This is a genomic window from Mesorhizobium sp. M0293, from assembly GCF_040321735.1.
GTDB lineage: Bacteria > Pseudomonadota > Alphaproteobacteria > Rhizobiales > Rhizobiaceae > Mesorhizobium.
On sequence record NZ_JAMYSA010000021.1, the window covers coordinates 44,607 to 66,807 of the forward strand.

General features: G+C 62.9%; 19 protein-coding genes and 1 pseudogene. 12 read left to right on the forward strand and 8 right to left on the reverse strand.

The genetic code is table 11. The features are described from left to right. Window positions 1-13: 13 nt before the first annotated feature. Both NKJ06_RS10870 and NKJ06_RS10875 read left to right on the forward strand, forming a co-directional pair. On the forward strand, window positions 14-1,399 hold the full coding sequence (locus NKJ06_RS10870) for a glutamine synthetase family protein (protein WP_502905607.1): 1,386 nt from the start codon (window positions 14-16) through the stop codon (window positions 1,397-1,399). A 58-nt stretch (window positions 1,400-1,457) separates the two neighbouring features. Beyond that, window positions 1,458-2,138, forward strand: a complete 681-nt coding sequence (locus tag NKJ06_RS10875) for a UdgX family uracil-DNA binding protein (protein ID WP_502905608.1) — start codon at window positions 1,458-1,460, stop codon at window positions 2,136-2,138. Window positions 2,139-2,156: 18 nt separating this feature from the next. On the opposite strand, the gene NKJ06_RS10880 is transcribed toward NKJ06_RS10875, so the two are convergent. The 4 genes from NKJ06_RS10880 to NKJ06_RS10895 form a co-directional block, all read right to left on the reverse strand. Further along, on the reverse strand, window positions 2,157-3,422 hold the full coding sequence (locus NKJ06_RS10880; RefSeq protein ID WP_352628253.1) for a glycerate kinase type-2 family protein: 1,266 nt from the start codon (window positions 3,420-3,422) through the stop codon (window positions 2,157-2,159). After that, window positions 3,419-3,922, reverse strand: coding sequence for a heme-degrading domain-containing protein (locus NKJ06_RS10885; RefSeq protein ID WP_352628254.1), 504 nt, complete (start codon window positions 3,920-3,922; stop codon window positions 3,419-3,421). Before NKJ06_RS10885 ends, NKJ06_RS10880 begins: the two co-directional genes overlap by 4 nt. A 99-nt stretch (window positions 3,923-4,021) precedes the next feature. Beyond that, the gene (guaD, locus tag NKJ06_RS10890) at window positions 4,022-5,338 is read right to left on the reverse strand and encodes a guanine deaminase (protein ID WP_352628255.1); all 1,317 of its coding nucleotides are present in this window, start codon (window positions 5,336-5,338) and stop codon (window positions 4,022-4,024) included. A 1-nt stretch (window position 5,339) separates the two neighbouring features. Continuing rightward, window positions 5,340-6,557, reverse strand: a complete 1,218-nt coding sequence (locus tag NKJ06_RS10895) for a urate hydroxylase PuuD (RefSeq protein ID WP_352628256.1) — start codon at window positions 6,555-6,557, stop codon at window positions 5,340-5,342. Window positions 6,558-6,689: 132 nt separating this feature from the next. Here NKJ06_RS10895 and NKJ06_RS10900 point away from each other — a divergent pair, with 132 nt between their 5' ends. From NKJ06_RS10900 to NKJ06_RS10910, 3 genes are all read left to right on the forward strand, one after another. Continuing rightward, window positions 6,690-7,610: a LysR family transcriptional regulator gene (locus tag NKJ06_RS10900; protein WP_352628257.1), complete on the forward strand. Its 921-nt coding sequence runs from the start codon at window positions 6,690-6,692 to the stop codon at window positions 7,608-7,610. 442 nt (window positions 7,611-8,052) lie between these two features. After that, window positions 8,053-9,075: an LLM class flavin-dependent oxidoreductase gene (locus NKJ06_RS10905; protein ID WP_352628258.1), complete on the forward strand. Its 1,023-nt coding sequence runs from the start codon at window positions 8,053-8,055 to the stop codon at window positions 9,073-9,075. Continuing rightward, a complete protein-coding gene (locus NKJ06_RS10910; protein WP_352628259.1) occupies window positions 9,072-10,331 on the forward strand; it encodes an LLM class flavin-dependent oxidoreductase in 1,260 nt (419 codons plus the stop codon). Before NKJ06_RS10905 ends, NKJ06_RS10910 begins: the two co-directional genes overlap by 4 nt. A gap of 57 nt (window positions 10,332-10,388) precedes the next feature. Here the strand turns inward: NKJ06_RS10910 and xdhC are convergent. The 4 genes and pseudogenes from xdhC to uraH form a co-directional block, all read right to left on the reverse strand. Then, window positions 10,389-11,381 (reverse strand): annotated as a pseudogene (xdhC, locus tag NKJ06_RS10915) (xanthine dehydrogenase accessory protein XdhC). Between the two features lie 74 nt (window positions 11,382-11,455). Next, window positions 11,456-13,801, reverse strand: a complete 2,346-nt coding sequence (gene xdhB, locus NKJ06_RS10920) for a xanthine dehydrogenase molybdopterin binding subunit (protein WP_352628377.1) — start codon at window positions 13,799-13,801, stop codon at window positions 11,456-11,458. Further along, a complete protein-coding gene (gene xdhA / locus NKJ06_RS10925; RefSeq protein WP_352628260.1) occupies window positions 13,801-15,282 on the reverse strand; it encodes a xanthine dehydrogenase small subunit in 1,482 nt (493 codons plus the stop codon). Before xdhA ends, xdhB begins: the two co-directional genes overlap by 1 nt. A gap of 3 nt (window positions 15,283-15,285) precedes the next feature. Then, complete coding sequence (uraH, locus tag NKJ06_RS10930; protein ID WP_352628261.1) at window positions 15,286-15,660, reverse strand: hydroxyisourate hydrolase; 375 nt, start codon at window positions 15,658-15,660, stop codon at window positions 15,286-15,288. A gap of 203 nt (window positions 15,661-15,863) precedes the next feature. On the opposite strand from uraH, the gene puuE reads away from it, so the two are divergent. From puuE to NKJ06_RS10965, 7 genes are all read left to right on the forward strand, one after another. Beyond that, entirely contained in the window at window positions 15,864-17,282 is a 1,419-nt protein-coding gene (gene puuE / locus NKJ06_RS10935; RefSeq protein ID WP_352628262.1) for an allantoinase PuuE, read from the forward strand. 11 nt (window positions 17,283-17,293) lie between these two features. Then, a complete protein-coding gene (locus NKJ06_RS10940; protein WP_352628263.1) occupies window positions 17,294-18,157 on the forward strand; it encodes a bifunctional allantoicase/(S)-ureidoglycine aminohydrolase in 864 nt (287 codons plus the stop codon). After that, on the forward strand, window positions 18,154-18,645 hold the full coding sequence (locus NKJ06_RS10945) for an ureidoglycolate lyase (protein WP_352628264.1): 492 nt from the start codon (window positions 18,154-18,156) through the stop codon (window positions 18,643-18,645). The genes NKJ06_RS10940 and NKJ06_RS10945 overlap by 4 nt, the downstream gene beginning before the upstream one ends. 67 nt (window positions 18,646-18,712) lie before the next feature. Next, a complete protein-coding gene (locus tag NKJ06_RS10950) occupies window positions 18,713-19,306 on the forward strand; it encodes a nucleoside deaminase (RefSeq protein WP_352628265.1) in 594 nt (197 codons plus the stop codon). A gap of 61 nt (window positions 19,307-19,367) precedes the next feature. Then, a complete protein-coding gene (locus NKJ06_RS10955; protein WP_352628266.1) occupies window positions 19,368-19,673 on the forward strand; it encodes a type II toxin-antitoxin system MqsR family toxin in 306 nt (101 codons plus the stop codon). Window positions 19,674-19,675: 2 nt separating this feature from the next. Continuing rightward, window positions 19,676-20,089, forward strand: a complete 414-nt coding sequence (locus NKJ06_RS10960) for a type II toxin-antitoxin system MqsA family antitoxin (RefSeq protein ID WP_352603250.1) — start codon at window positions 19,676-19,678, stop codon at window positions 20,087-20,089. A gap of 78 nt (window positions 20,090-20,167) precedes the next feature. Next, the gene (locus tag NKJ06_RS10965) at window positions 20,168-22,153 is read left to right on the forward strand and encodes a CocE/NonD family hydrolase (RefSeq protein ID WP_352628267.1); all 1,986 of its coding nucleotides are present in this window, start codon (window positions 20,168-20,170) and stop codon (window positions 22,151-22,153) included. The last annotated feature ends 48 nt before the right edge of the window (window positions 22,154-22,201 follow it).

A 22,201-nucleotide genomic window follows, 5' to 3' on the forward strand; every position in this document is an offset into this window, starting at 1 on the left:
CCCCAATGCCATGATGACCTCACCTTCGGGCTCGACGCCCACCGAGGCGCAAGCCTTTCTCGATGCCCATCCCGAGGTCGAAGCCTTCGATATCGTGCTGACCGACGCCAATGGCGTCGGCCGCGGCAAGATCGTGCGCCGGCATGAGCTGAAAAGCATCTTTGAGAGCGGCCGCCATATGCCGATCTCGATCCTCGGCCTCGACATCACCGGCGAGGATGTACATGAGACCGGGCTGATCTGGACCACCGGCGACGGCGACCTCAGGGCATGGCCGATTCCCGGCACGCTGGTGCCGCTCTACGGCACGAACCCACCGCGCGGCCAGTTGCTGATGGCGATGTATATGCTCGACGGCCGGCCGATGTCCTCCGACCCACGGCTGGCGCTGGCCCGGCAGGTCGACATATTGGCGGCCAAGGGTCTCTATCCGGCGGGCGCCTTCGAGCTTGAATTTTTTCTCCTTGCCAATGAGCGCGATGCTGACGGCAAGGTGCAGCCGGCGCGCGCAGTGCTCGACGGCCGTGTCTCGGGCAAGACCGAGGTCTATTCCGTCGATCATCTACACGGCATGGAGCCGCTGTTTTCCGACATCTATGCGGCCGCCAAGGCGCAAGGAATCCCGGCCGAGACGGTGATTTCCGAATATGCGCCGGGCCAATACGAACTGACGCTGAACTACCGCAAGGACGTGATGCGGGCGGCCGACGACCTGGTCATGCTGAAGCGGCTGGTGCGGGCGCAGGCGCGCCGGCATGGCGTCACCGCCTGTTTCATGGCCAAGCCGATCGAGAAATATGCCGGCTCCGGCATGCATTTCCACGTCTCGCTGCAGGACAAGGCCGGCCGGAACGTCTTTGCCGAATCCGGCGGCGAGAGCTGGTCGCTGCCGTTGCTGCAGGGGCTCGGCGGCCTGATCCAGACGATGGCGGAATCGATGCTGGTGTTTGCGCCGCACGCCAATTCATGGCGGCGCTTCGTCTCGCAATCCTACGCGCCGGTGGCGCCGACCTGGGGCGTGAACAATCGTTCGGTGGCGCTGCGCGTGCCGGCGGGCGACACAAAAAACCGGCGCATCGAGCACCGGCCATCCGGCGTCGACGCCAATCCCTATCTGATCGCGGCAACGGTGCTGGCCGGCATCGTCAAGGGTCTCGACGAAGGTCTCGATCCTGGTCCGGAAACGACAGGCAACGGCTACGAGGCGGCAGTCACGCGCACGACGATGCCCGTCGACTGGCGCGCCGCGATCGAAGCCGCGCGAGCATCCAGCTTCCTGAAGGGAGCGCTCGGCGAAGACCTGCACCGGACCTTCGTGGCGATCAAGCAGTCCGAATATCTGCGTGTGGCACGAACGGTCGGCGAACTGGATTACCACCTCTATCTGCACGAGGTGTAAGGAAAGGAACCATCGTCGATCTCGTTCATTTCAATATCGAAATGGACGAGGCAAGATGATGGCGACCACAGGTCTTCAGCGCGAAGCGAAGATGCCGGCCCGGCGCGTTTCTATAGCACGTGCGGAGCCGACAGCGGACGAGGCCAAAGCCAGCTCGATCACGGAATTGCGCGAAGCAGCGAAGAGCTGCCGCCGCTGCCCGCTCTGGCGTGACGCGACGCAGACCGTGTTCGGCGAAGGACCGGATGATGCCCAGGTGGTCTTCGTCGGCGAACAGCCGGGTGATCAGGAGGATCTCGCCGGCAAGCCTTTTGTCGGGCCCGCAGGCAGGGTGTTCGACGCCATCCTTGATGATGCTGGGGTCGATCGTCAGAAAGTTTACGTCACCAATGCCGTCAAGCACTTCAAATTCGAACCGCGCGGCAAGCGGCGCATCCATTCCAAGCCGAACGCCGGCGAGATTCAGGCCTGCCGCTGGTGGATCGACCAGGAGTTCGACCTGATCAAGCCGAACATCGCCGTGGCACTCGGCGCGACAGCGGCGACGTCGCTGCTGGGAAAGGCTGTTCCCGTAATGAAGATGCGCGGCCAGGTGATCGAGCGCGAGGACGGTTTGCGCGTCTTTGTCACCATCCATCCCTCCTTGATCCTGCGCATTCGCGAGCCTGCGGACAAGCAAGCCGAACGAGACCGGTTCCTGGACGATATGAGAAAGGTGAAGCGGCTGATGGCTGCCTGAGATCACCTGGTGCTGGGATTATCCGACGAGGATTGCCCTGAGATCGTTGACATTCGTGCCGGTCGGACCCGGCACGAAAAGATCGCCAACCGCGTTGAAGGCCGTCCAGGCATTGTTGCCGGCCAGCATAGCCTTGGCATCGACCCCGGCTGCCCGCATGCGCGACACGGTCGAACCGTCGGCAAAGGCGCCGGCATTGTCTTCCGAACCGTCGATACCGTCGGTGTCGGCGGCCAGCGCGTGGATGCCTTCGACGCCGTTGATGCCGATGGCAAAGGCGAGCAGGAATTCCGAGTTGCGGCCGCCCTTGCCCCTGGCACGAAGTGTCACAGTGGTTTCACCGCCGGACAGGATCAGCACCGGCTTCGAAAATGGGCGGTTGCGCGTCGCCACTTCGCGGGCGATGGCCGCATGCACGCCGCCGACCTCGCGCGCTTCGCCCTCGATCGCGTCGGAGAGAATGACGGCCTCGATGCCCTGTCGTTTCGCCTCCGCAGCCGCTGCTTCGAGCGACACGCCGGCCGAGGCGATCAGATGCACCTTATTGCGCGAAAAGCGTTCATCCCCAGGGCTTGGCGCATCGGCGGACGGCGAATTGATGTGCGCCATCACCGCGACCGGTAGTTTCATGCCATAGGCTGATATCGAGGCCAGTGCGTCGCCGCGGCTGCCGGTATCCGGCACTGTCGGGCCGGAGGCGACCAGCGCCGGATTGTCGCCGGGAATGTCGGAAACGACCAGCGACACCACCCTGGCCGGCCAAGCGGCCGCTGCCAGCCTGCCGCCCTTGATGGTGGAAAGGTGCTTGCGGATGGTGTTCATCGCCGCGATGGGCGCGCCCGAGGCGAGCAACGCCTCGTTGACGGCGATCTCGTCGGCCAGCGTCAGGCTGCCGGCCGGAGACGGCAGCAGCGCCGAGCCACCACCCGAAATCAGCGCGACGACCAGATCGTCCGCTGTCAGTCCCTGGACCTTGGCGAGCAGGCGGCGCGAGGCTTCAAGCCCGGCGGCGTCCGGCACCGGATGCGCCGCCTCGATGATCTCGATGCGCTCGCAGGTCGCGCCGTAACCATAGCGGGTGACGACCAGCCCTTCGATCGGGCCTTCCCAGACCTTCTCGAACGCCGCCGCCATCTGCGCTGAGCCTTTTCCGGCGCCAATGACGATGGTGCGGCCCTTGGGCTTGGCCGGCAAATGATCCCGGATGGTTCGTTCCGGATCGGCGGCGGCGACGGCGGCGTTGAAAATCGAAGTGAGGAACGATTTGGGGTCGAGCACGGTCATTCGGCTTCCCGAGGCAATGCCAGCCCGCGCTTGTCGACGCCCAAATGATCGCACAGCGCATCGACCACCACGCCGTGATCCTGGCGCTCCGGCAGTCCGGAGACGGCTATTACGCCGATGACGCCGGCGCCCTTGACGGTCACCGGAAAACCACCGCCGGCCAGCACATAGTCCGAAATGTCGAGGCCCTCACCGATCTTGAAGGTGCGGTCAGGGCGCTGCTGTTCCAGCACCATGCGGTAGGTGCTTTTCAGGAATCGCCTGACGACATTGATCTTGCGACGCGCCCAATCGGGATTGGACGCGTTCGAGCCGGGCATTGCGGCATAGAACAGCGGCCGGTCGAAGGTCCTGATCTCGACGATAACAGGCAGGTTCTCGGCCAAAGCCCGGTTGCGGATGGCCGAGCCGATCTTGAACGCAACGGCCTCATCAAAAGCGGCGAAGACAAGAGTCTCTTCCTGTCTCTTGATCAGAGCGATGTCGTCAGCAACGGCCATTTTCTCTCTCCGAAAATCGTCACACGTCGTTTGTACGACAAGCTCCGCCCGGTCAAGCGCGCGTCGCGGCAGCCCCTCATCCGGTCGGATGAGGGGGTCTTACCCCGCGATCATGTCGCTCTTGGCGGGCCGCCCAGCGACATAAACCTCGCGGACAGTGCGGTCATCGCCCAGCGTCTGCAAGAGAAACAATTCCTGCGCCAGCGTCTCGACCGTTTCCATCCTGAGCCGCATCGCCGGCGTCGCCCTGGCATCCAGCACGACGATGTCGGCGTCGGTGCCTTCATCCAGCGTGCCTATCTTATCCGCCACAGACAGCGCCTCGGCATTGCCGCGCGTCAGCTGCCAGAAGGACTGGAACGGGTTCAACTTCTCGCCGTTCAGCGCGATCACCTTATAGCCCTCGTCCATGGTGCGCAGCATCGAATAGTTGGTGCCGCCGCCGACGTCGGTGGCGGCGGCGATGCGGATCGGCTTGTCGCGGCGGCGAAAGCGCTGATAATCGAACAGGCCGGAGCCAAGGAACAGGTTCGAGGTCGGACAGAACACCGCCACCGAGCCCGAGTCCGAAAGCGCATCCGCTTCGCGTTCCGACAAATGGATGCAATGGCCGAACAGGCTCTTTTTCCCCAACAGCCCATAATGCTCGTAGACGTCGGTGTAGTCGCGCGACCAGGGATAGAGTTCTTTCGTGAAAGCGATCTCGGCATGATTTTCCGACAGATGCGTCTGCATGTGCAGGTCGGGGTATTCGCGGCACAACGTGCCGGCCATTTCCATCTGCTCTGGCGACGAGGTGATGGCGAAGCGTGGGGTGATGGCATAAAGCTGCCGCCCCTTTCCGTGCCACTCGGCGATCAGCGCCTTTGTGTCGTCGTAGCCGGATTGCGGCGTGTCGAGGACGCCGTCGGGGGCGTTGCGGTCCATCATCACCTTGCCGGCGATGTTGAGCATGTTGCGGTCATGCGACTCCGCAAAGAAGGCTTCGACCGAAGCCTTGTGCACCGAGCAGTAGACGGCGACCGTCGTGGTGCCATGGCGCACCACCTCGTCCAGGAACAGCCGCGCGATGCGGCGGCCATGCTGGGCATTGGCGAACTTCGTCTCTTCCGGAAAAGTGTAGGTGTTCAGCCAGTCGAGCAGTTCGGCGCCATAGGAGGCAATGATCTGCATCTGTGGGAAATGCGCATGCGCATCGATGAAGCCCGGCAGCAGCAGATGCGGCCGGTGGTCGATTCTTTTCGCCGCTTCGCCTGCCTGCTTTTCAACCTCGGCATAGGCACCAGAGGCAACGATCCTGCCGTCGCGGATCAGCAAGCCGCCATCGTCCTCGTAGCGCCAGGCCGAGTGGTCGTCGATGGTTTGCGGCCAGCGCACGAAGGACAGAGTGCGGCCGCGCAGAAGTGTCGAAATCATGCTATTTCCCTGCGCCTTCGAACCAGGCCACCAGCAGCGCCCGTTCCTTGTCGGTGATCTGCGAGACGTTGGCGGGCGGCATGGCGTGGCTGCGGCCGGCCTGCAGATAGATCTCGCGGGCGTGGTTGGCGATATCCGCATCCGTGTCGAGCATCACGCCCTTAGGCGCATGGTAGATGCCCTCATAGACCGGCTCCGCCGCATGGCACATCGAGCAGCGGCCGAGCACGGTGTCGCGCACGGCCGGGAAATGCGCTGAAGCGACATAGATTTGCGCCGCCGCCGATTCCCGGGGTCCGCCGGTCAGCACCTTCGGTGCGGTCGACAGCCAGATGATGATGATGAACAAGACGAGGGCACCCAGCCAGGTCCAATGCGGGTTGCCCTTGCGCGCGTGGACGCTGTTGAAATAGTGCCGGATCAAGACGCCGATGATGAACACCAGCGAGGCGATGACCCAGTTGAACTCAGTGCCGAACGCCAGGGGATAATGGTTCGACAGCATCAGAAACAGCACCGGCAGCGTCAAATAGTTGTTGTGCAGGGAGCGCTGCTTGGCGATCTTGCCGTATTTCGGGTCGGGCTTGCGCCCGGCGATGAGGTCGGCGACGACGATCTTCTGGTTGGGGATGATTACCATGAAGACATTGGCCGACATGATCGTCGCGGTGATGGCACCCAGATGCAGGAAGGCGGCACGCCCGGTGAACAAATGGGTCAGCCCCCAGGCGATGAACACCAGCACGCAGTAAAGCACCAACATCAGCCCGGTGTCGCTCTTGCCAAGCGGTGAGCGGCACAGCAGATCATAGACCACCCAGCCGACGCCGATCGTTGCCAGCGATAGCAAGATGCCGACCGGCACCGACATGGGCAGCACGTTGGGATCGATCAGGAACAGATCGGCTCCGGCGTAATAGACGACGCACAGCATGGCGAAGCCGGACAGCCAGGTGGCGTAGGATTCCCATTTGAACCAGGTCAGGTGTTCCGGCATTTCGGCCGGCGCCACCAGATATTTCTGGATGTGGTAGAAACCGCCGCCATGCACCTGCCATTCCTCGCCGAAGGCGCCGACAGGCATGCCCGGGCGCTGGCGCAGGCCGAGATCGAGCGCGACGAAGTAGAAGGACGAGCCGATCCAGGCGATGCCGGTGATGACATGCAGCCAGCGCACGGCGAAGCTCAGCCAGTCCCAGAAAATCGCGAAATCCATCATTGAAGTCGTCCCTGCCGATTGGGTGACTTTACGGGCTGGAGCGCAAACGGAAAGGGGCGAGGTGCACGATGACTTTCAAAAAAAAATGGAAAATACTAGGCTTATCGCTGCAAACCGGCGAAGGTGCTCCGCATGGCCTATCTCGACAACATCTCCGTCTTCGTCCGCGTCGTCGAGCTCGGCAACCTGTCGGCGGCCGGGCGCGACATGCGCATTTCGCCGGCGGTCGCCTCCAACCGCATCAAGGAGCTGGAGAAGCACCTGGGCGTGCGGCTGTTCAACCGCACCACGCGGCAGTTGATGCCGACCGAGCATGGTACGGTTTTTTACGGGGGCGCCAAGCAGGTGCTGGAGGCAATCACCGAGGCGGAAGCCGCCGTATCGGCGCTTTCCGGCCAGCCACGCGGCACCATCCGCGTCACTGCACCCTTGGGCCTCGGGCGCCGGCTGGTGGCTTCGGGCATTCCGGATTTTCACGACAAGTATCCTGATATCGAGGTGCGGCTCAGGCTCTCGGACCACAATGTCGATATCATGAAGGAAGGCATAGACGTCGCCTTCCGGCTCGGCATCATTGAGGATTCTAGCCTGCGCATGCGTGGCATCATGGAATGCGAGCGTGTGCTGGTGGCGGCGCCGAAATATCTGGAGGCGCGCGGCGAACCGGTGGAGCCGCAGGAGTTGATCGGCAAGAAGCACGATTGCCTGATGCTGCGCTATTCCGGCGCGCGCGAATATGTATGGACGCTGCAGACCCCCACAGGCCCGCAGAAATTCGAAGTGCACGGGCCCTACGACACCGATGACGGCGACGTGCTGACCGGCTGGGCGCTATCTGGACGCGGCATCATCAACAAGCCGCGCTTCGAGGTCGAGCCGTTCATCCGCGACCGGCGACTGAAGGTGATCCTGGCCAACACGCCGCCGACGCCGGTGCAGTTCGCCGCCGTCTATCCGCACAAGAAGCTGCAGGATCCAAAAGTGCGACTGCTGCTCGACTTCATGGCCGAGCGCTGCCAGCGGCTGATCAACGATCTGCTTGCGGGGAAGTGAGGGTTGCCTGTGGCACCGGTCGATCCTTGACGCCGACGTTCGAGATTGGCCGAAAGCCTCCCAACCTCGTCATCCCTGGGCGGAGCAGGAGCGAAGCTCCGTCGCGGAGACCCTGGGATCCATGCCGCGATCTTCGCCGAATGGCGCAGCGGAACAGAATTCTGCACCGCTGGTACCGCTCGGAGGTCGCGGCATGGATCCTATGGTCTACGCCGCGTCGCTTCGCTCCTTGCTCCGCCATAGGATGACGAAGCGGAGAGCGTTTCGGCTAATCATCAAGGTATGCGATCCGCCACCGCAAGCAGATACGACCCGTCTAAACTACCGCACTCGGGAGCTCGCTGGCCGGCAAGTGACCGGTAGTTGGCCCAGCGCCGGCGGTTGCCATCCCTGCCAGCGCCGAACATAGTTCCGGCTCTGTTTGGTCTTTCAGGAACCATCGATGGACAATGGCGCCACAATGCACCTTGCCGTTTCGCTATTTCCGGGGATCGCCGATGCATCGTCCGGTGCCGATCCGGGATTCACCCGTCTGGCGCAGTTCGCGCAAAAGGCAGAAGCAGCCGAGCTGGACATGGTGGTGCTCGCCGATACCGCGCCTGCTTCGGGCGACGATGCGGCAAACGGGCAGATGCCCTTCGAAGCAACGACGTTGCTGGCTGCACTGGCGACGGTCACCAGCAGGATCGGCCTCGTTGCCGCTGCCTCGACAATTGCCCACCAACCCTACAATCTGGCGCGCCGTTTTGCCTCGCTCGACATCATCAGCCATGGCCGAGCCGGCTGGAACGCGACCATGACGCAGGCGCCACGCGAGGCGGCCAATTTCAGCCGGCCCGAAGGATTTTCCGGCGACGATTTTCGCCGTCGCACGCAGGAATATATCGGCATCGTTCAGGGCCTGTGGCAGGGCTGGGATGCAGATGCGCTGCTATTCGACCAAACCGGAGGCCGCTTCCACGACCCCGAAAAGATGCACCTGCTCGACCACAAGGGCGAGTTCTTCTCCGTGCGCGGACCGTTGAATGTCGCGCGCTCGCCGCAGGACACGCCGGTGCTTGTCTTGTCGGATCTGTCGGAACCCGACTTGGATGCCGCCGCCCGCACCGCCGATGTCATCCTGCTGGACGACGGACCGATCAATGGCACGAAAGCACGTTATGTGGATCTGAAGCGCCGCGTTGTCGCCTGCGGACGCGACCCTGATGCTGTGAGGCTTCTGACGAATATCTCACTCGTTACCGATGGTACCGCCAGGCGGACCCTCATCGACAGCATGGAAAAAGGATTCCAGGCGAAAAGCTGCGACGGGTTCAACATCCGGATGCCGGCACAACTGTCAGCACTCGACGATTTCGTCGATCTGGTTTTGCCGGAGCTGCGACGGCGCGGCCTGTTTCGAGAGAGCTATCGCGGCGCCACCTTGCGCTCGCATCTCGGACTTGCCGGCGGAGGCGACCAATGACCGCCCGCCAGATGAAGCTCGGCGCCTTTCTGTGGGCGACAGGTCATCACATCGCCGCCTGGCGCCATCCAAAAGCGCATGTCACGGCGGGCGTCGACATCGACCATTACATCCAGCTGGCGCGCACTGCGGAAGCGGCGAAATTCGACATGATCTTCTGCGAGGATGCTGCCGGTCTGCGCGAAGCCAATGTCGGCATCGCCAGCCAGACGTCGCGCTCGATCGGTTTCGAGCCTATCAGCCTGCTGTCGGCGCTCGCCGTCCAGACCAGCCGCATCGGCCTCGTTTCGACGGCGTCGACAAGCTACAACGAGCCTTACGGGCTGGCGCGGACCTTCCTGTCGCTCGACCATCTGAGCGGCGGTCGGGCCGGCTGGAACCTGGTCACCTCGGCCAGTCCCATCGAGGCCGCCAATTTCGGCTCGACGGGCCTCAAGCCCCATGCGGACCGCTATGAGAGGGCGCGTGAATTCGCCGAGGTCGTTGCTGGGCTTTGGCACGGCAAGCTCGATGGGGCTTCCGGTCATGACGGCCAGAGCTTTTCGGTACGGGATCCGCTCGACCTGCCGCGTTCGCCGCAGGGCGCGCCGGTGCTGGTTCAGGCTGGCGCTTCGGATGTCGGCCGCGACCTCGCCGCCCGCACCGCCGATGTGGTGTTCACGGCGGCGCAGACTTTCGAGGAGGCCAAGGCCTTCTACGATGATCTCAAGGGGCGTCTGGCGGCCTATGGGCGTGAGCCGGACGATATCAAGATCGTGCCGGGCGTCGCGCCGGTGGTGGCGGAAACCGAGGCGGAGGCCCGTGAAAAATACGAGGAATTGCAAGAGCTGATCCCTGACGATGTCGGCGTTGCGCTGCTGTCCAGTTATCTCAGCATCTCCGACCTATGGCGCTATCCGATCGACGGGCCGCTGCCGGAATTGCCGGAGAGCGAGGGGATGAAAAGCCGGCAGGCGCTGGTCGTCGAGCAGTCGCGCCGCGACGGCCTCTCCATCCGCCAGCTTGCCCGGCATTTTGCCGGCGCGCGCGGCCATTGGCGCATAGTCGGCACAGCGGCACAGGTCGCCGACGAGCTGCAGGCGCGGTTCGAGGGCGGTGCGGCCGACGGCTTCAACGTCATGCCCTCATACTTCCCCGGCGAACTTGATGCTTTTGCCACGCTGGTCGTGCCGGAACTGCAGCGGCGCGGCCTGTTCCGCAAGGACTATGAAGGCCGAACGCTACGCGACCATCTGGGCTTGAAACGACCTGCATGAGATGCGTCGAGCAAATAGGTTTTCGGGCAATTGAAACTGAGTATCTGTCCGGAAAACTTAGCCGGCTATCGCCTTCTCGTGCGGGACTTGTTGACCAGCATTCGGCGCTGCGGTGTGCATGACCAGCGCTGTCATGATCTCGGCCGCCGCAAGCGCCGCAATGACTTGGGGGCGCTTGTCCTTGACGGCGTCGCCGCCGATCGGCGAGACGAGGTGGGCAAACTCGGCTTCGCTGCCGTCCGCCGATTTCAGGAACCAGTTCTTGAATGTCGCTTTCTTGGTCTTCGACCCGATCATGCCGACATAGGCGGCGTCGCCGCGTTTCAGCGCTTCGGCCACGATCAGGAAATCCAGCGCGTGGTCGTGAGTGAGGATGGCGAAGGCAGTGCCGGCCGGAGCATCGCGCACCATCGCTTCCGGCATAGCTGTCAGCCGGGTCTCGACGGTTTCCGGCATGCCTTCCAGCGCCTCGGCCCGCGTCTCGATGACGACGCCGTGCACGGGGAGAAGCGCTATCGTCGAGGCCAGTGCCTGGCCGACATGGCCGCCGCCGAAGATATAGACATGCGGCAGCTGTGCCTCCTCGGCTTCCGCAGCCGCAACCAGCTCGGCAGCGAGCGCGGCATCGACAAGCCGGATCAGCACTTCGACACGCCCGCCGCAGCATTGGCCGATTTCAGGGCCGAGCGGGACGTCGAGAGTGGCGCGAATATCCCTCCCCCTTTAGGGGAGGGTGGCGGCGAAGCCGTCGGGTGGGGTCGCCGCGGCAGTGCTCGACGTTTTAGGTCGCGCGCTGCCTCTGCCGACCCCCTCTGGCCGCTTCGCGGCCATCTCCCCCCTTGAGGGGGAGAAAAGCATCTGCTGGGCCTTGTCGATCGCCATGTATTCGAGCTGACCGCCGCCGATCGTGCCCAGGATTGCCGATTGCGAGACGAGCATGAGGGCGCCCTTCTCACGTGGCGTCGACCCTTTCGTGCCGGCGACCTCGACCAAAGCGATGCGGCCTTGACCAGCAAGGAAGTCTTTGAGGCTTTGCACTTTCGAATTCATCATTCGTGTTCCCGTGCGGGAAACATAGGGTTTTTCGGCCTGAATTGCACGCATTGCCGACCCTGGCGCCAGAATCAGGCCTTCGCCTCGGTCTTCAGCCGCTCGATCGCCATCAGAACCCGCTCCGGCGTTGCCGGCGCGTCGAGACGGGGACAGATCCTGTTGTCGGCGACGCTCGCCACCGCATCCGACAGGGCGTGCAGCACCGACATGCCGAGCGGGAACGGCGGCTCGCCGACCGCCTTGGAGCGGTGGATGGTCGGCTCACCCGCTTCCGGCCAGTCGGCCAGGGTGACGTTGAAAATCTTCGGCCGATCGGAGGCGAGCGGAATCTTGTAGGTCGACGGCGCATGGGTGCGCAGCCGGCCTTTGTCGTCCCACCACAGTTCTTCCGTCGTCAGCCAGCCCATGCCCTGGATGAAGCCGCCCTCGATCTGGCCGATGTCGATGGCCCGGTTCAGCGACCGGCCACAATCATGCAGAATGTCGGTGCGCTCGACCATGTATTCACCGGTCAGCGTGTCGACCGAGACCTCCGAGCACGAGGCGCCATAGGCGAAATAGTAAAACGGGCGGCCCTCGCCCTTGTCGCGGTTCCAGTGGATTTTCGGCGTCTTGTAGAACCCCGCCGCCGAAAGCTGGATGCGCGCCATATAGGCCTGCTTGACGAGGTCGGCGAAGGCGATCTCCTGGTTGCCGACGCGCACCCGGTTGGGCAGGAACAGCACCTGGTCGCGCGGTACCTGATATTTTTCGGCGGCGAAATCGGTCAGCCTATCCTTGATCTGGCGAGCACCATTCCGCGCCGCCATGCCGTTGAGGTCGGAACCGGACGACGCCGCCGTGGCCGAGGTGTTCGGTACCTTGCCGGTCGTCGTCGCGGTGATCTTCACCTGGTCGAGGTCGATCTGGAACTCTTCCGCCACCACTTGCGCCACTTTGACGTAGAGGCCCTGCCCCATCTCGGTGCCGCCATGGTTCAGATGCACCGAACCATCGGTGTAGACATGCACCAACGCGCCAGCCTGATTGTAGTGCGTGGCAGTGAAGGAAATGCCGAACTTGACCGGCGTCAACGCCAGGCCACGCTTGATGAAACGGCTGTTGGCGTTGAAGGCCGATATTTCGCGCCGCCGCCGCGCATAGCTGGCGCTCTCCTCCAGTTCGGCGACGATGCGCTGGATGATGTTGTCCTCGACCGTCTGGTGGTAGGGCGTGACGTTGCGGTCTGATGTGCCGTAGAAATTCTTCTTGCGGATTTCGAGCGGGTCCTTGCCGACGGCAAAGGCGACCTCGTCGATGACGCGCTCGGCGCCGACCATGCCTTGCGGGCCACCGAAACCACGGAAGGCGGTGTTCGACACGGTGTTGGTGTAGAGCGGCGCCGATTGGGCATGTACCGCCGGCCAGAAATAGGTGTTGTCGCAGTGGAACAGCGCGCGATCGGTGACCGGGCCGGACAGGTCCGATGAAAAACCGCAGCGTGCCGCGAACATGAAGTCGACACCGAGGATATTGCCCTCGTCGTCGAAGCCGACTTCGTAGTCGACGAGGAAATCATGACGCTTGCCGGTGGCGATCATGTCGTCATCACGGTCGGGCCGGATTTTCACGGCGCGATGGTGTTTCTTCGCGGCGATCGCGGCCAATGCGGCAAACTGGCTGCCTTGCGTCTCCTTGCCGCCGAAACCACCACCCATGCGGCGGATTTCCACCGTAATGGCATTGCTCGGCACGCCGAGCGCGTGGCTGACCATGTGCTGGATTTCGCTCGGATGCTGGGTCGAGGAATAAATGGTGACGTCTTGGTCCTCGCCGGGCACGGCCATGGCGATATGGCCTTCGAGATAAAAATGCTCCTGACCGCCGACGCGCATTTTTCCTTTCAGTCGGCGCGGCGCCTGACGGATCGCTGTAGCGGCATCACCGCGCTTCAGCGTAAGAGGCGGCGTGACGAGTTTGTCCCTGTTCGGATCGAGCTCGCCGATGTCGGTGACGAAAGGCAATTCCTCGTATTCGACCTTGGCCAGCCTTGTTGCACGACGCGCCTGCTCGCGGGTTTGCGCAATGACGCAAAAGATCGGCTGGCCGTAGAATTGCACCTTGCCATCGGCCAGCACCGGCTCGTCATGGCGGCCGGTCGGCGAAATGTCGTTCTCGCCCGGCACGTCCTTGGCCGTCAGCACGTCGACAACGCCGGGCGCTGTACGCACCGCCGAGAGATCCATGCTGGTGATGGTGGCATGCGTGGCAGCCGAAAGTCCGAGGCAGCCATGCAGCGTACCGGCCGGTTCCGGCATGTCGTCAATGTAGACGGCGGTGCCGCTGACATGCTTGTGCGCGGAATCGTGGCGCTGATCGGTGGCGACGCCGCCGGAAATCTTTTCAGCCCTAGGGTTGGGCGCGGCGTGCTTGTTCATCATGCCGCCTCGTGCCTTGAAACCTGGATCGGCTCCCTGGTGCCGCTGGTCTCGGCGAAGAAGCGCAGCAAGAGGTTGCGCGCCGCCAGGGCGCGATATTCGGCCGAGGCTCGCATGTCGGTCAACGGGGTGAAATCCTCGGCATATCCGGCCATCGCCGCTTCTACTGTCTGTTCGGTCCACGGCTTGCCGAGCAGCGCTTTTTCGACGGAAGATGCGCGCTTCGGCGTCGCCGCCATGCCGCCATAGGCGATGCGCACATCCGCGACCGTGCCATCCCTGGCCAGCGTCAGGAAGAAGGCGCCGAGGGCTGCCGTGATGTCCTCGTCGCGGCGCTTGGTGATCTTGTGGACGGCGAATTTTGTGCCCTTGGCCGGCACTGGCACCTGCACGGCCTCGACGAACTCGCCCGGCTGCCGGTCCTGCTTGCCATAGGCAATGAAGAAGGCTTCCAGCGGGATCGTGCGCCGCTTGTTGCCCTTGCGCAGCGTCAGCCGCGCGCCGAGCGCGATCAGGGGCGGCGGCATATCGCCAATCGGTGAGCCGTTGGCTATGTTGCCGCCGATGGTGCCCATGTTGCGCACCTGCTCGCCACCGATGCGATCGAATAGCGGCCCCAGCGCAGGGATGCGTCTGGCCAGCGTCGAGAACGCCTCGGTATAGGTCACGCCGGCGCCGATCGAAATGACGCCGTCGTCTTCCGAGATGATGCAAAGCCCGTCGAGATTGCCTATGAAAATGACAGGCGAAATATCGCGCATGTGTTTGGTCACCCACAGACCGACATCGGTCGCGCCGGCAACGATGGTGGCGCCCGGTTCCTTTTCCAGAACGGCGGCGAAATCGTCGACGTTGGCCGGAATGACCAGCCGCGTCTTGGCCGAACCGATCTCGATCCGCGCCCCGTCATGCATGGCCTCAAGCCTCGCGGTGATCGCCTTGCGCTCCGCCGCCAGCGGGTCCTTCGCCACCTTGCCGTAGCTGGAGATGGCATGCGCCGCGCGCATGATCGCCTCGTAGCCGGTGCAACGGCATAGGTTACCCTGCAACGCCTTTTCGATTGCCGCGTTCGACGGATCTGATGATCTCATCCACAGGCCATAGAGTGACATGACGAAACCCGGCGTGCAGAAGCCGCATTGCGAACCGTGGAAATCGACCATCGCCCGCTGCACCGGGTGCAACTGCCCCGGTGACCCACGCAAATGCTCGACGGTTACGACATGGGTGCCGTCCAGCGAGCCGAGGAAGCGTATGCAGGCATTGACGCTTTCGTAGACCAATCCGCCAGCGGATAGTTTGCCGACCAGCACCGTGCAGGCCCCACAATCGCCTTCGGCGCAGCCTTCCTTGGTGCCGCGCAGCGAACGGTCGAGCCGCAGCCAGTCGAGCAAGGTTGCATCAGGGGCCACCGATGAAAGCACGACATCCCTGCCATTAAGAATGAAGCGGATCTCGTTGCGGATATTGACATTGGCCATGCCTCAGCTCCCCCTGTAGGTCGAGTAGCCATAGGGCGAGACGAGCAGCGGCACATGATAGTGCACCGGCTCGGCCACGCCGAAACGAATTGGTATCAAGTCAAGAAAGGCCGGGCTCGGCAATTTCGTTCCCTGCTGGCGCAGATAATCACCGGCCGCGAAGACCAGTTCGTATTCGCCGGTACGGAACTCCGCGCCGACGAGCAGCGGCTTATCGCAACGGCCGTCGGCATTGGTGACTACAGTCTTCAGATGTGTCCGCGCCTTGCCCTCGAGGTGATAAAGCGCGATCGACAGTCCCGCCGCCGGCTTGCCGGTCGCCGTGTCGAGGACATGGGTCGTCAGACGCCCGCCATCGGCTTTCGACGTTTCTGCCATTGGCCGCCTCCCATTTCCGGTACGAGCGAATTGGCCCGGTACGATCAAGTATCAACAGTGAATTGTGCGCCAATTAAAGGCGATGCATAAGTCCCGGTCGAGCGGAGTGCGACAAAAACACTTTCAAAAATTTTCGGGGGAATGCGCGAGCAGTCCTTTCGATATTCTGATCATACTTCGGGCGGCGCCCGGCGGGAGGGACGATGCGTTACATCAGAGATATGCGCGGCTACGGAGCCAATCCGCCGGACCCTAAATGGCCTGGCGGTGCGTATGTCGCCGTGCAGTTCGTCGTCAATTACGAGGAAGGCGGCGAAAACTGCGTGCTGCATGGCGACAAGGCGTCCGAGGCCTTCCTGTCGGAAATCGTTGGTGCGGCACCCTGGGTGGGCCAGCGTCACTGGAATATGGAATCAATCTACGAATATGGCGCCCGCGCCGGCTTCTGGCGGCTGCTGCGGCTGCTTACCGAAGCCGAGGTGCCGATCACCTGCTACGGCGTCGCCACCGCGCTCGCCCGCTCGCCCGATCAGGTCACGGCCATGCAGGAAGCCGGCTGGGAGATCGCTTCGCACGGTCTGAGATGGATCGACTACCGCGACCATAGCGCCGAGGATGAGCGTAGCGACCTCGAAGCGGCGATCAAACTGCATTACGAGGTGACGGGCCAGCGCCCGACCGGCTGGTATACGGGCCGCACATCGGTCAACACGGTGCGAATTGTGGCGGAAGAGGGTGGCTTCGACTACGTGTCGGACACCTATGACGACGAACTGCCTTATTGGTTCGAGCACGCGGGCGGCACGCAGCTCATCATCCCTTATACGCTCGATGCCAACGACATGCGCTTCGCCACGCCGCAAGGGTTCAATTCGGGCGACCAGTTCTTTGCCTATCTCAAAGACAGTTTCGACACGCTCTACGCGGAAGGCAAGGCCGGCCGACCGCGCATGATGAACATCGGCCTGCATTGCCGCCTCGTCGGGCGTCCGGGGCGGGCCGCGGCGCTGAAGCGCTTCGTCGACTATGTCAAATCGCATGACAAGGTCTGGCTGGCGCGACGCATCGATATCGCCAGGCACTGGCAGGAGAACCATCCCTACAAGCCGGCGGCACTCAGGCCATCCAAGATGGAATTCGGGACCTTCGTCCATACCTTCGGTGGCGTGTTCGAGCATTCGCCCTGGATCGCAGAACGCGCCCATGAACTGGAACTGGGGCCGGCGCATGACTCCGCCGGTGGCCTGCACAATGCGCTCTGCCGCATCTTCCGTGCCGCCAGCGAGACCGAGCGGCTTTCGGTGCTCAACGCCCACCCCGACCTTGCCGGCAAGCTGGCCAAGGCCAAACGGCTGACGGCGGAATCGACCAGGGAACAGGCCTCGGCTGGGCTAGACGCGCTGACCGACAAGGAACGCGAGCTGTTCTCCAAATTGAACGCCGCCTACGTCACTACCTTCGGCTTCCCCTTCATCATCGCGGTGAAGGGCAAGACGAAGGAGGAGATCCTCGCCGAATTCGAGACGCGCATCGGCAACAGCCGGGGCGTCGAGTTCGAAACCGCCTGCAAACAGGTCGAGCGCATCGCGCTGCTCCGCCTCAAGGACATGCTTCCGCAATAGGTTTGAAACCCATGGATACGATCAGGATGCCCGAGCGAACCTATTATGCACCGCATGGCGGCAACCCCGGCCAAAGCGAGCTGCTGACCGGCCGCGCCGTCTTCACCGAGGCCTATGCCGTCATCCCCCGGGGCGTGATGCAGGACATCGTCACCAGCGCTCTGCCGTTCTGGGACAAGGCCCGCGTCTGGATCTTATCGCGACCGCTATCCGGTTTTGCCGAAACGTTCTCGCAGTACATTGTCGAGGTCGCGCCCGGCGGCGGCAGCGATCGGCCGGAACCCGATGCCGGCGCCGAAGGCGCCCTGTTCGTGGTCGAGGGCGAATTGACGGTTCTGCTTGCAGGAAAGAAGCACGTGTTGCGGCCTGGTGGATTTGCCTTCCTGCCGCCGGCCAGCGTCTGGACGGTTCGCAACGAAGGCAAGGCCGAAGTCCGCTTCCATTGGATTCGCAAGGCCTACGAGGCGGTCGACGGTCTCGATGCGCCCGAAGCCTTCTTCACCAACGAACAGGAGATCGTGCCAACGCCGATGCCCGGCACCGAGGGCCGCTGGGCGACGACGCGTTTCGTCGACCCAGCCGATTTGCGCCATGACATGCACATGACCATTGTGACGCTGGAACCCGGCGCGGTCATTCCCTTCGCCGAGACCCATGTCATGGAGCACGGGCTCTATGTGCTGGAGGGCAAGGCGGTCTATCGTCTCAACCAGGACTGGGTCGAGGTCGAGGCCGGTGACTATATGTGGCTGCGCGCCTTCTGTCCGCAGGCCTGCTATGCCGGCGGTCCGGGCAAATTCCGCTATCTGCTCTACAAGGACGTCAACCGGCACGCCAAGCTCGGCGGCGCCGGCATCGCAAAGCGCGCGCCATGACCCGTATCGTCGCGCGGCCGCTGACCCGCGAAAGCTTTGCTCCATTTGGCGACGTCATCGACATGGGCGGCGACAACCACTACCCGATCAATGGCGGCAGGGCCGAGCGCTACCACGATCTCGCCACCGCCGAGGCGACCGGGCCGAATGCCCGCGTGCTCATCTCGATGGTGCGCGGCACGCCCTACGAATTGCCGCTGAAGCTGACGATGGTCGAGCGCCACCCCTTCGGCAGCCAGGCCTTCATCCCGCTGTCGCCACGCCCGTTCCTGGTCGTCGTCTGCCACGATGGCGATGAGGGGCCGGGCGAGCCGCATGCCTTCATCACCGCATCCGGACAGGGCATCAACTATTCCCGCAATCTCTGGCATGGCGTGCTGACGCCGCTCGGCGAGGCTCAGGACTTCCTGATCGTCGACCGTGGCGGCGACGGCTCCAACCTCGAGGAATTCCATTTCTCGCACGCCTACGAGATCCATCTCCCTTGATTTTTTGTGCATGTCGTCGCCCCAAAACCGGGGGCACTTTTGGGCGACATGCAGCAGGAGACCCGTAATGACCGACATTTCGCTGATCGACCGCCTGCTCGACGTCATCGAGCACGATATCGTGCCGAAGACGGCCGAAGGCGTCGCCCACGGCAACAAGCTGTTCGGCGCGGCGATCCTGCGCAAGGACGACCATTCGCTGGTGCTGGCCGAGACCAACAACGAGATCGAGAACCCGCTCTGGCATGGCGAGGTGCACTGCCTGAAGCGCTTCTACGAAATGCCGAAGGCGGAGCGCGTCGATACGAAAGACGCCATCTTCATCGCCACGCACGAGCCGTGCTCGCTGTGCCTGTCGGCTATCACCTGGACCGGCTTCGACAATTTCTACTATCTGTTCAGCCATGAGGACTCACGCGACAGTTTCGCCATCCCGCATGATTTGAAGATCCTGAAAGAGGTCTTCACCCTCGATCCCGGCGGCTATAATGCCGAGAACGCTTACTGGAAGAGTTTTTCCATTCGCCGCTTGGTGCGGTCGCTGCCCAAGGCCGAGCGCCAGCGGTTGGAAACGCGGATCAGCGAGATTTCGGCACGCTACGACGAATTGTCCGGCGCCTATCAGGCGAACAAGGATGAGAACGACATTCCGCTGAATTAGGCTCTCAGGCCTGCCGATGGCACACTCTTGAATTGCCCCCTTTATGGTGGCATATTGTGTCATGGAGAAACGCAGGCCCACCTACGATCTTGATGCCATCAAGACGACGTTCGGGTCTGTCGATACGCTGGCGATCACGACATCCGCTCTGCGGGATGCCACCGGTCTTGGCTTCGACCGTGCCGGTGTGGTCGAGGTGATCGGCGGCATGACGCGAAAAATGTTCGTGAAGTCCATGACGACCTTTGCGGATCATCGGGTCTGGCAGGATGTCTATCACGTGCCGGTGCGCGACCTGATCCTCTACGTGAAATTCCAAGCGGATGTCGTGACTGAGTTCACGGTCATGTCGTTCAAGGAGAAATGATCATGGCGACAAGAGAAGAAAATCGGACCATGATTTCCCCCGAAACCGGGGAAACGCTCACGCGTGAAGTGCGTCCATTCACCGTAGCGTACAAGGGCGAGAGCATAATTGTCGACCTTCCGGGTTACTATCCAGCATCCGGTGACGAGGGTGTGCATGTCGGAGATGACATGGCTGCCGTCGACGCCGCGCTCCGCGCCCTCAAGGAGAAGATCGATGGTGTGCCGGCCCCGGCAACCATCCGCCGCATGCGCACAAAGCTCAATCTGTCGCAGCGCGAGGCAGGATCTCTGTTCAAAGTCGGCGAGAATGCTTTCGACAAGTATGAAAGGGGCCTGATCGAGCCGAGTGGCCCGACCATTCAATTGATGACGCTGCTGGAAAAACATCCCGAACTGCTGGATGAATTGCGGTAGCGGCACAGGTCGCATTTTTCGCTGCTCCAGTCGCGAATGGCGATTGAAAGTCGCCGCGTCGCGGGGCGTTATGCAGCCATGAAAACAGTCACCGAATTTCCCCGCAAGGTCGTCGAATTTCCGGATATGGGGATCGTCATGCCGGATGGCTGCCGGCTGTCGGCGCGGGTCTGGATGCCGGAAGATGCCGGCGACGATCCGGTGCCGGCGATCCTCGAGCATCTGCCCTACCGCAAGCGCGACGGCACCATCTTCCGCGATCAGCTGACGCATCCGTATTTCGCCGGCCACGGCTACGCCTCGATCCGCGTCGACATGCGCGGCAATGGCGATTCCGAAGGGTTGATGGACGACGAGTATTCCGAGCAGGAATTGCAGGATGCCTGCGACGTCATCGCCTGGGCGGCAAGCCAGCCCTGGTGCAACGGCAATGTCGGCATGATGGGCATTTCCTGGGGCGGCTTCAACTGCCTGCAGGTCGCGGCCAAGCAGCCGCCGGCGCTGAAGGCGGTGATCAGCCTGTGTTCGACCGTCGACCGCTATGCCGACGACATCCACTACAAGGGCGGCTGCCTGCTGATCGAGAATTTCGGCTGGGCCTCGACCATGCTGTCCTACTCGTCGCGGCCGCCGGATCCTCTTTTGGCCGGCGACAACAGATGGCGCGACCTGTGGCTGACCCGACTGGAGAACCAGTCCTTCCTGGCGCCGCTGTGGCTGAAGCACCAGCACCGCGACGCCTACTGGAAGCGCGGCTCGATCTGCGAGGATTTTTCCGCCGTCAAGGCCGCGGTGCTGTCGATCGGTGGCTGGCATGACGGCTACCGCAACACCGTCTCGCATCTGGCCAGCAACATCAAAGCTCCGGTCAAGGGCATCATCGGGCCGTGGATCCACAAATACCCGCATTACGCCGGGCCTAAGCCCGCCATCGGCTTCCTGCAGGAGGCGTTGCGCTGGTGGGACCGATGGCTGAAGGATATCGACACAGGCGTCGAGGCCGACCCCGCCTACCGCGCCTATGTCATGGACAGCGTGCGTCCGGCGCGCTGGCATCCCGAGCGGCCGGGCCGCTGGGTTGCGGAGCAGCAATGGCCGTCGTCCAACATCAAGACGCAATCGATTGAGCTTATCGCTGATGGTAGCAGGCCTGCCATCGTTGCCTCGCCGCAAAGCTGCGGCCTGGCCGGCGGCGAGTATTTTCCCTTCACTTTCGGCCCGGAACTGCCCGGCGACCAGCGCCCGGACGATGCGGTGTCGGTGTGTTTCGACCAGCCGGAACTCGGCGAGACGATCGACATTGTCGGCGCGCCGGAAGTCGAGGTGCGGCTGTCCTCCGACCGGCGCCAAGCCAACATCGCTGTCCGACTTTGCGACGTGCATCCCGACGGCGCCTCGGAGTTGATCTCCTATGGCGTGCTCAACCTGACGCATCGCAACTCGCACGAATTTCCGGAAGCGCTGGTGCCGGGCGAAACCGTGTCGGCACGCGTCGTGCTCGATCAATGCGCCTACCGCGTGCCGGCCGGCCACCGCTTGCGTGTTGCCGTTTCGAACACCTATTGGCCGATGATCTGGCCGTCGCCGGAGCCGGTACAGCTCACCTTGTCGGCGGCGACGCTCAGCTTGCCGCTACGGCCGCTGGCGACAGGCGACGAAGTAACGTTCGCCTCGCCGGAAGGTGCCACCCCCTGGGCAACCGAAACGATCCGCGCCACCAGTTCCGAGCGCCATGTCGATCGCGACGAGAAGACCGGAATTGTCACGCTTTCCATAACAGATGATTTCGGCGAGGTTCGCGATCTCGCCCATGGCCTGGCCAATGGCAGCATCGCCCGCGAGACCTGGACGATCCACCCCGACGATCCGCTGTCGGCCTCGGGGAAGACGCGCTGGACGCAGACCCTGTCGCGAAATGGATGGTCGGTACGCACCGAGACATCGGCAGAAATGCGATCGGACGCGCAAAACTTCATCGTCAGCGCCAAAATCGAAGCCTATGAGGGCGAAGAGCTCGTTTTCGAGCGCAATTTCGAGGAGAAGGTGCCACGCGCGCTTCTTTGAGCGCCGATTTCATTGATCCAATTGCGACGTACGATTTACGCCACGGCA

What these genes read in the sequence shown, in the direction of transcription:
- NKJ06_RS10950 (WP_352628265.1), top strand. Translation starts at nt 18,713, where the DNA reads ATGACCGACATTTCGCTGATCGACCGCCTGCTCGACGTCATCGAGCAC.
- NKJ06_RS10870 (WP_502905607.1), top strand. Translation starts at nt 14, where the DNA reads ATGACCTCACCTTCGGGCTCGACGCCCACCGAGGCGCAAGCCTTTCTC.
- xdhB (WP_352628377.1), bottom strand. Translation starts at nt 13,801, where the DNA reads ATGAACAAGCACGCCGCGCCCAACCCTAGGGCTGAAAAGATTTCCGGC.
- NKJ06_RS10945 (WP_352628264.1), top strand. Translation starts at nt 18,154, where the DNA reads ATGACCCGTATCGTCGCGCGGCCGCTGACCCGCGAAAGCTTTGCTCCA.
- NKJ06_RS10905 (WP_352628258.1), top strand. Translation starts at nt 8,053, where the DNA reads ATGGACAATGGCGCCACAATGCACCTTGCCGTTTCGCTATTTCCGGGG.
- xdhA (WP_352628260.1), bottom strand. Translation starts at nt 15,282, where the DNA reads ATGGCCAATGTCAATATCCGCAACGAGATCCGCTTCATTCTTAATGGC.
- puuE (WP_352628262.1), top strand. Translation starts at nt 15,864, where the DNA reads ATGCGTTACATCAGAGATATGCGCGGCTACGGAGCCAATCCGCCGGAC.
- NKJ06_RS10885 (WP_352628254.1), bottom strand. Translation starts at nt 3,922, where the DNA reads ATGGCCGTTGCTGACGACATCGCTCTGATCAAGAGACAGGAAGAGACT.
- NKJ06_RS10940 (WP_352628263.1), top strand. Translation starts at nt 17,294, where the DNA reads ATGGATACGATCAGGATGCCCGAGCGAACCTATTATGCACCGCATGGC.
- NKJ06_RS10880 (WP_352628253.1), bottom strand. Translation starts at nt 3,422, where the DNA reads ATGACCGTGCTCGACCCCAAATCGTTCCTCACTTCGATTTTCAACGCC.
- uraH (WP_352628261.1), bottom strand. Translation starts at nt 15,660, where the DNA reads ATGGCAGAAACGTCGAAAGCCGATGGCGGGCGTCTGACGACCCATGTC.
- NKJ06_RS10910 (WP_352628259.1), top strand. Translation starts at nt 9,072, where the DNA reads ATGACCGCCCGCCAGATGAAGCTCGGCGCCTTTCTGTGGGCGACAGGT.
- NKJ06_RS10895 (WP_352628256.1), bottom strand. Translation starts at nt 6,557, where the DNA reads ATGATGGATTTCGCGATTTTCTGGGACTGGCTGAGCTTCGCCGTGCGC.
- guaD (WP_352628255.1), bottom strand. Translation starts at nt 5,338, where the DNA reads ATGATTTCGACACTTCTGCGCGGCCGCACTCTGTCCTTCGTGCGCTGG.
- NKJ06_RS10965 (WP_352628267.1), top strand. Translation starts at nt 20,168, where the DNA reads ATGAAAACAGTCACCGAATTTCCCCGCAAGGTCGTCGAATTTCCGGAT.
- NKJ06_RS10955 (WP_352628266.1), top strand. Translation starts at nt 19,368, where the DNA reads ATGGAGAAACGCAGGCCCACCTACGATCTTGATGCCATCAAGACGACG.
- NKJ06_RS10900 (WP_352628257.1), top strand. Translation starts at nt 6,690, where the DNA reads ATGGCCTATCTCGACAACATCTCCGTCTTCGTCCGCGTCGTCGAGCTC.
- NKJ06_RS10875 (WP_502905608.1), top strand. Translation starts at nt 1,458, where the DNA reads ATGGCGACCACAGGTCTTCAGCGCGAAGCGAAGATGCCGGCCCGGCGC.
- NKJ06_RS10960 (WP_352603250.1), top strand. Translation starts at nt 19,676, where the DNA reads ATGGCGACAAGAGAAGAAAATCGGACCATGATTTCCCCCGAAACCGGG.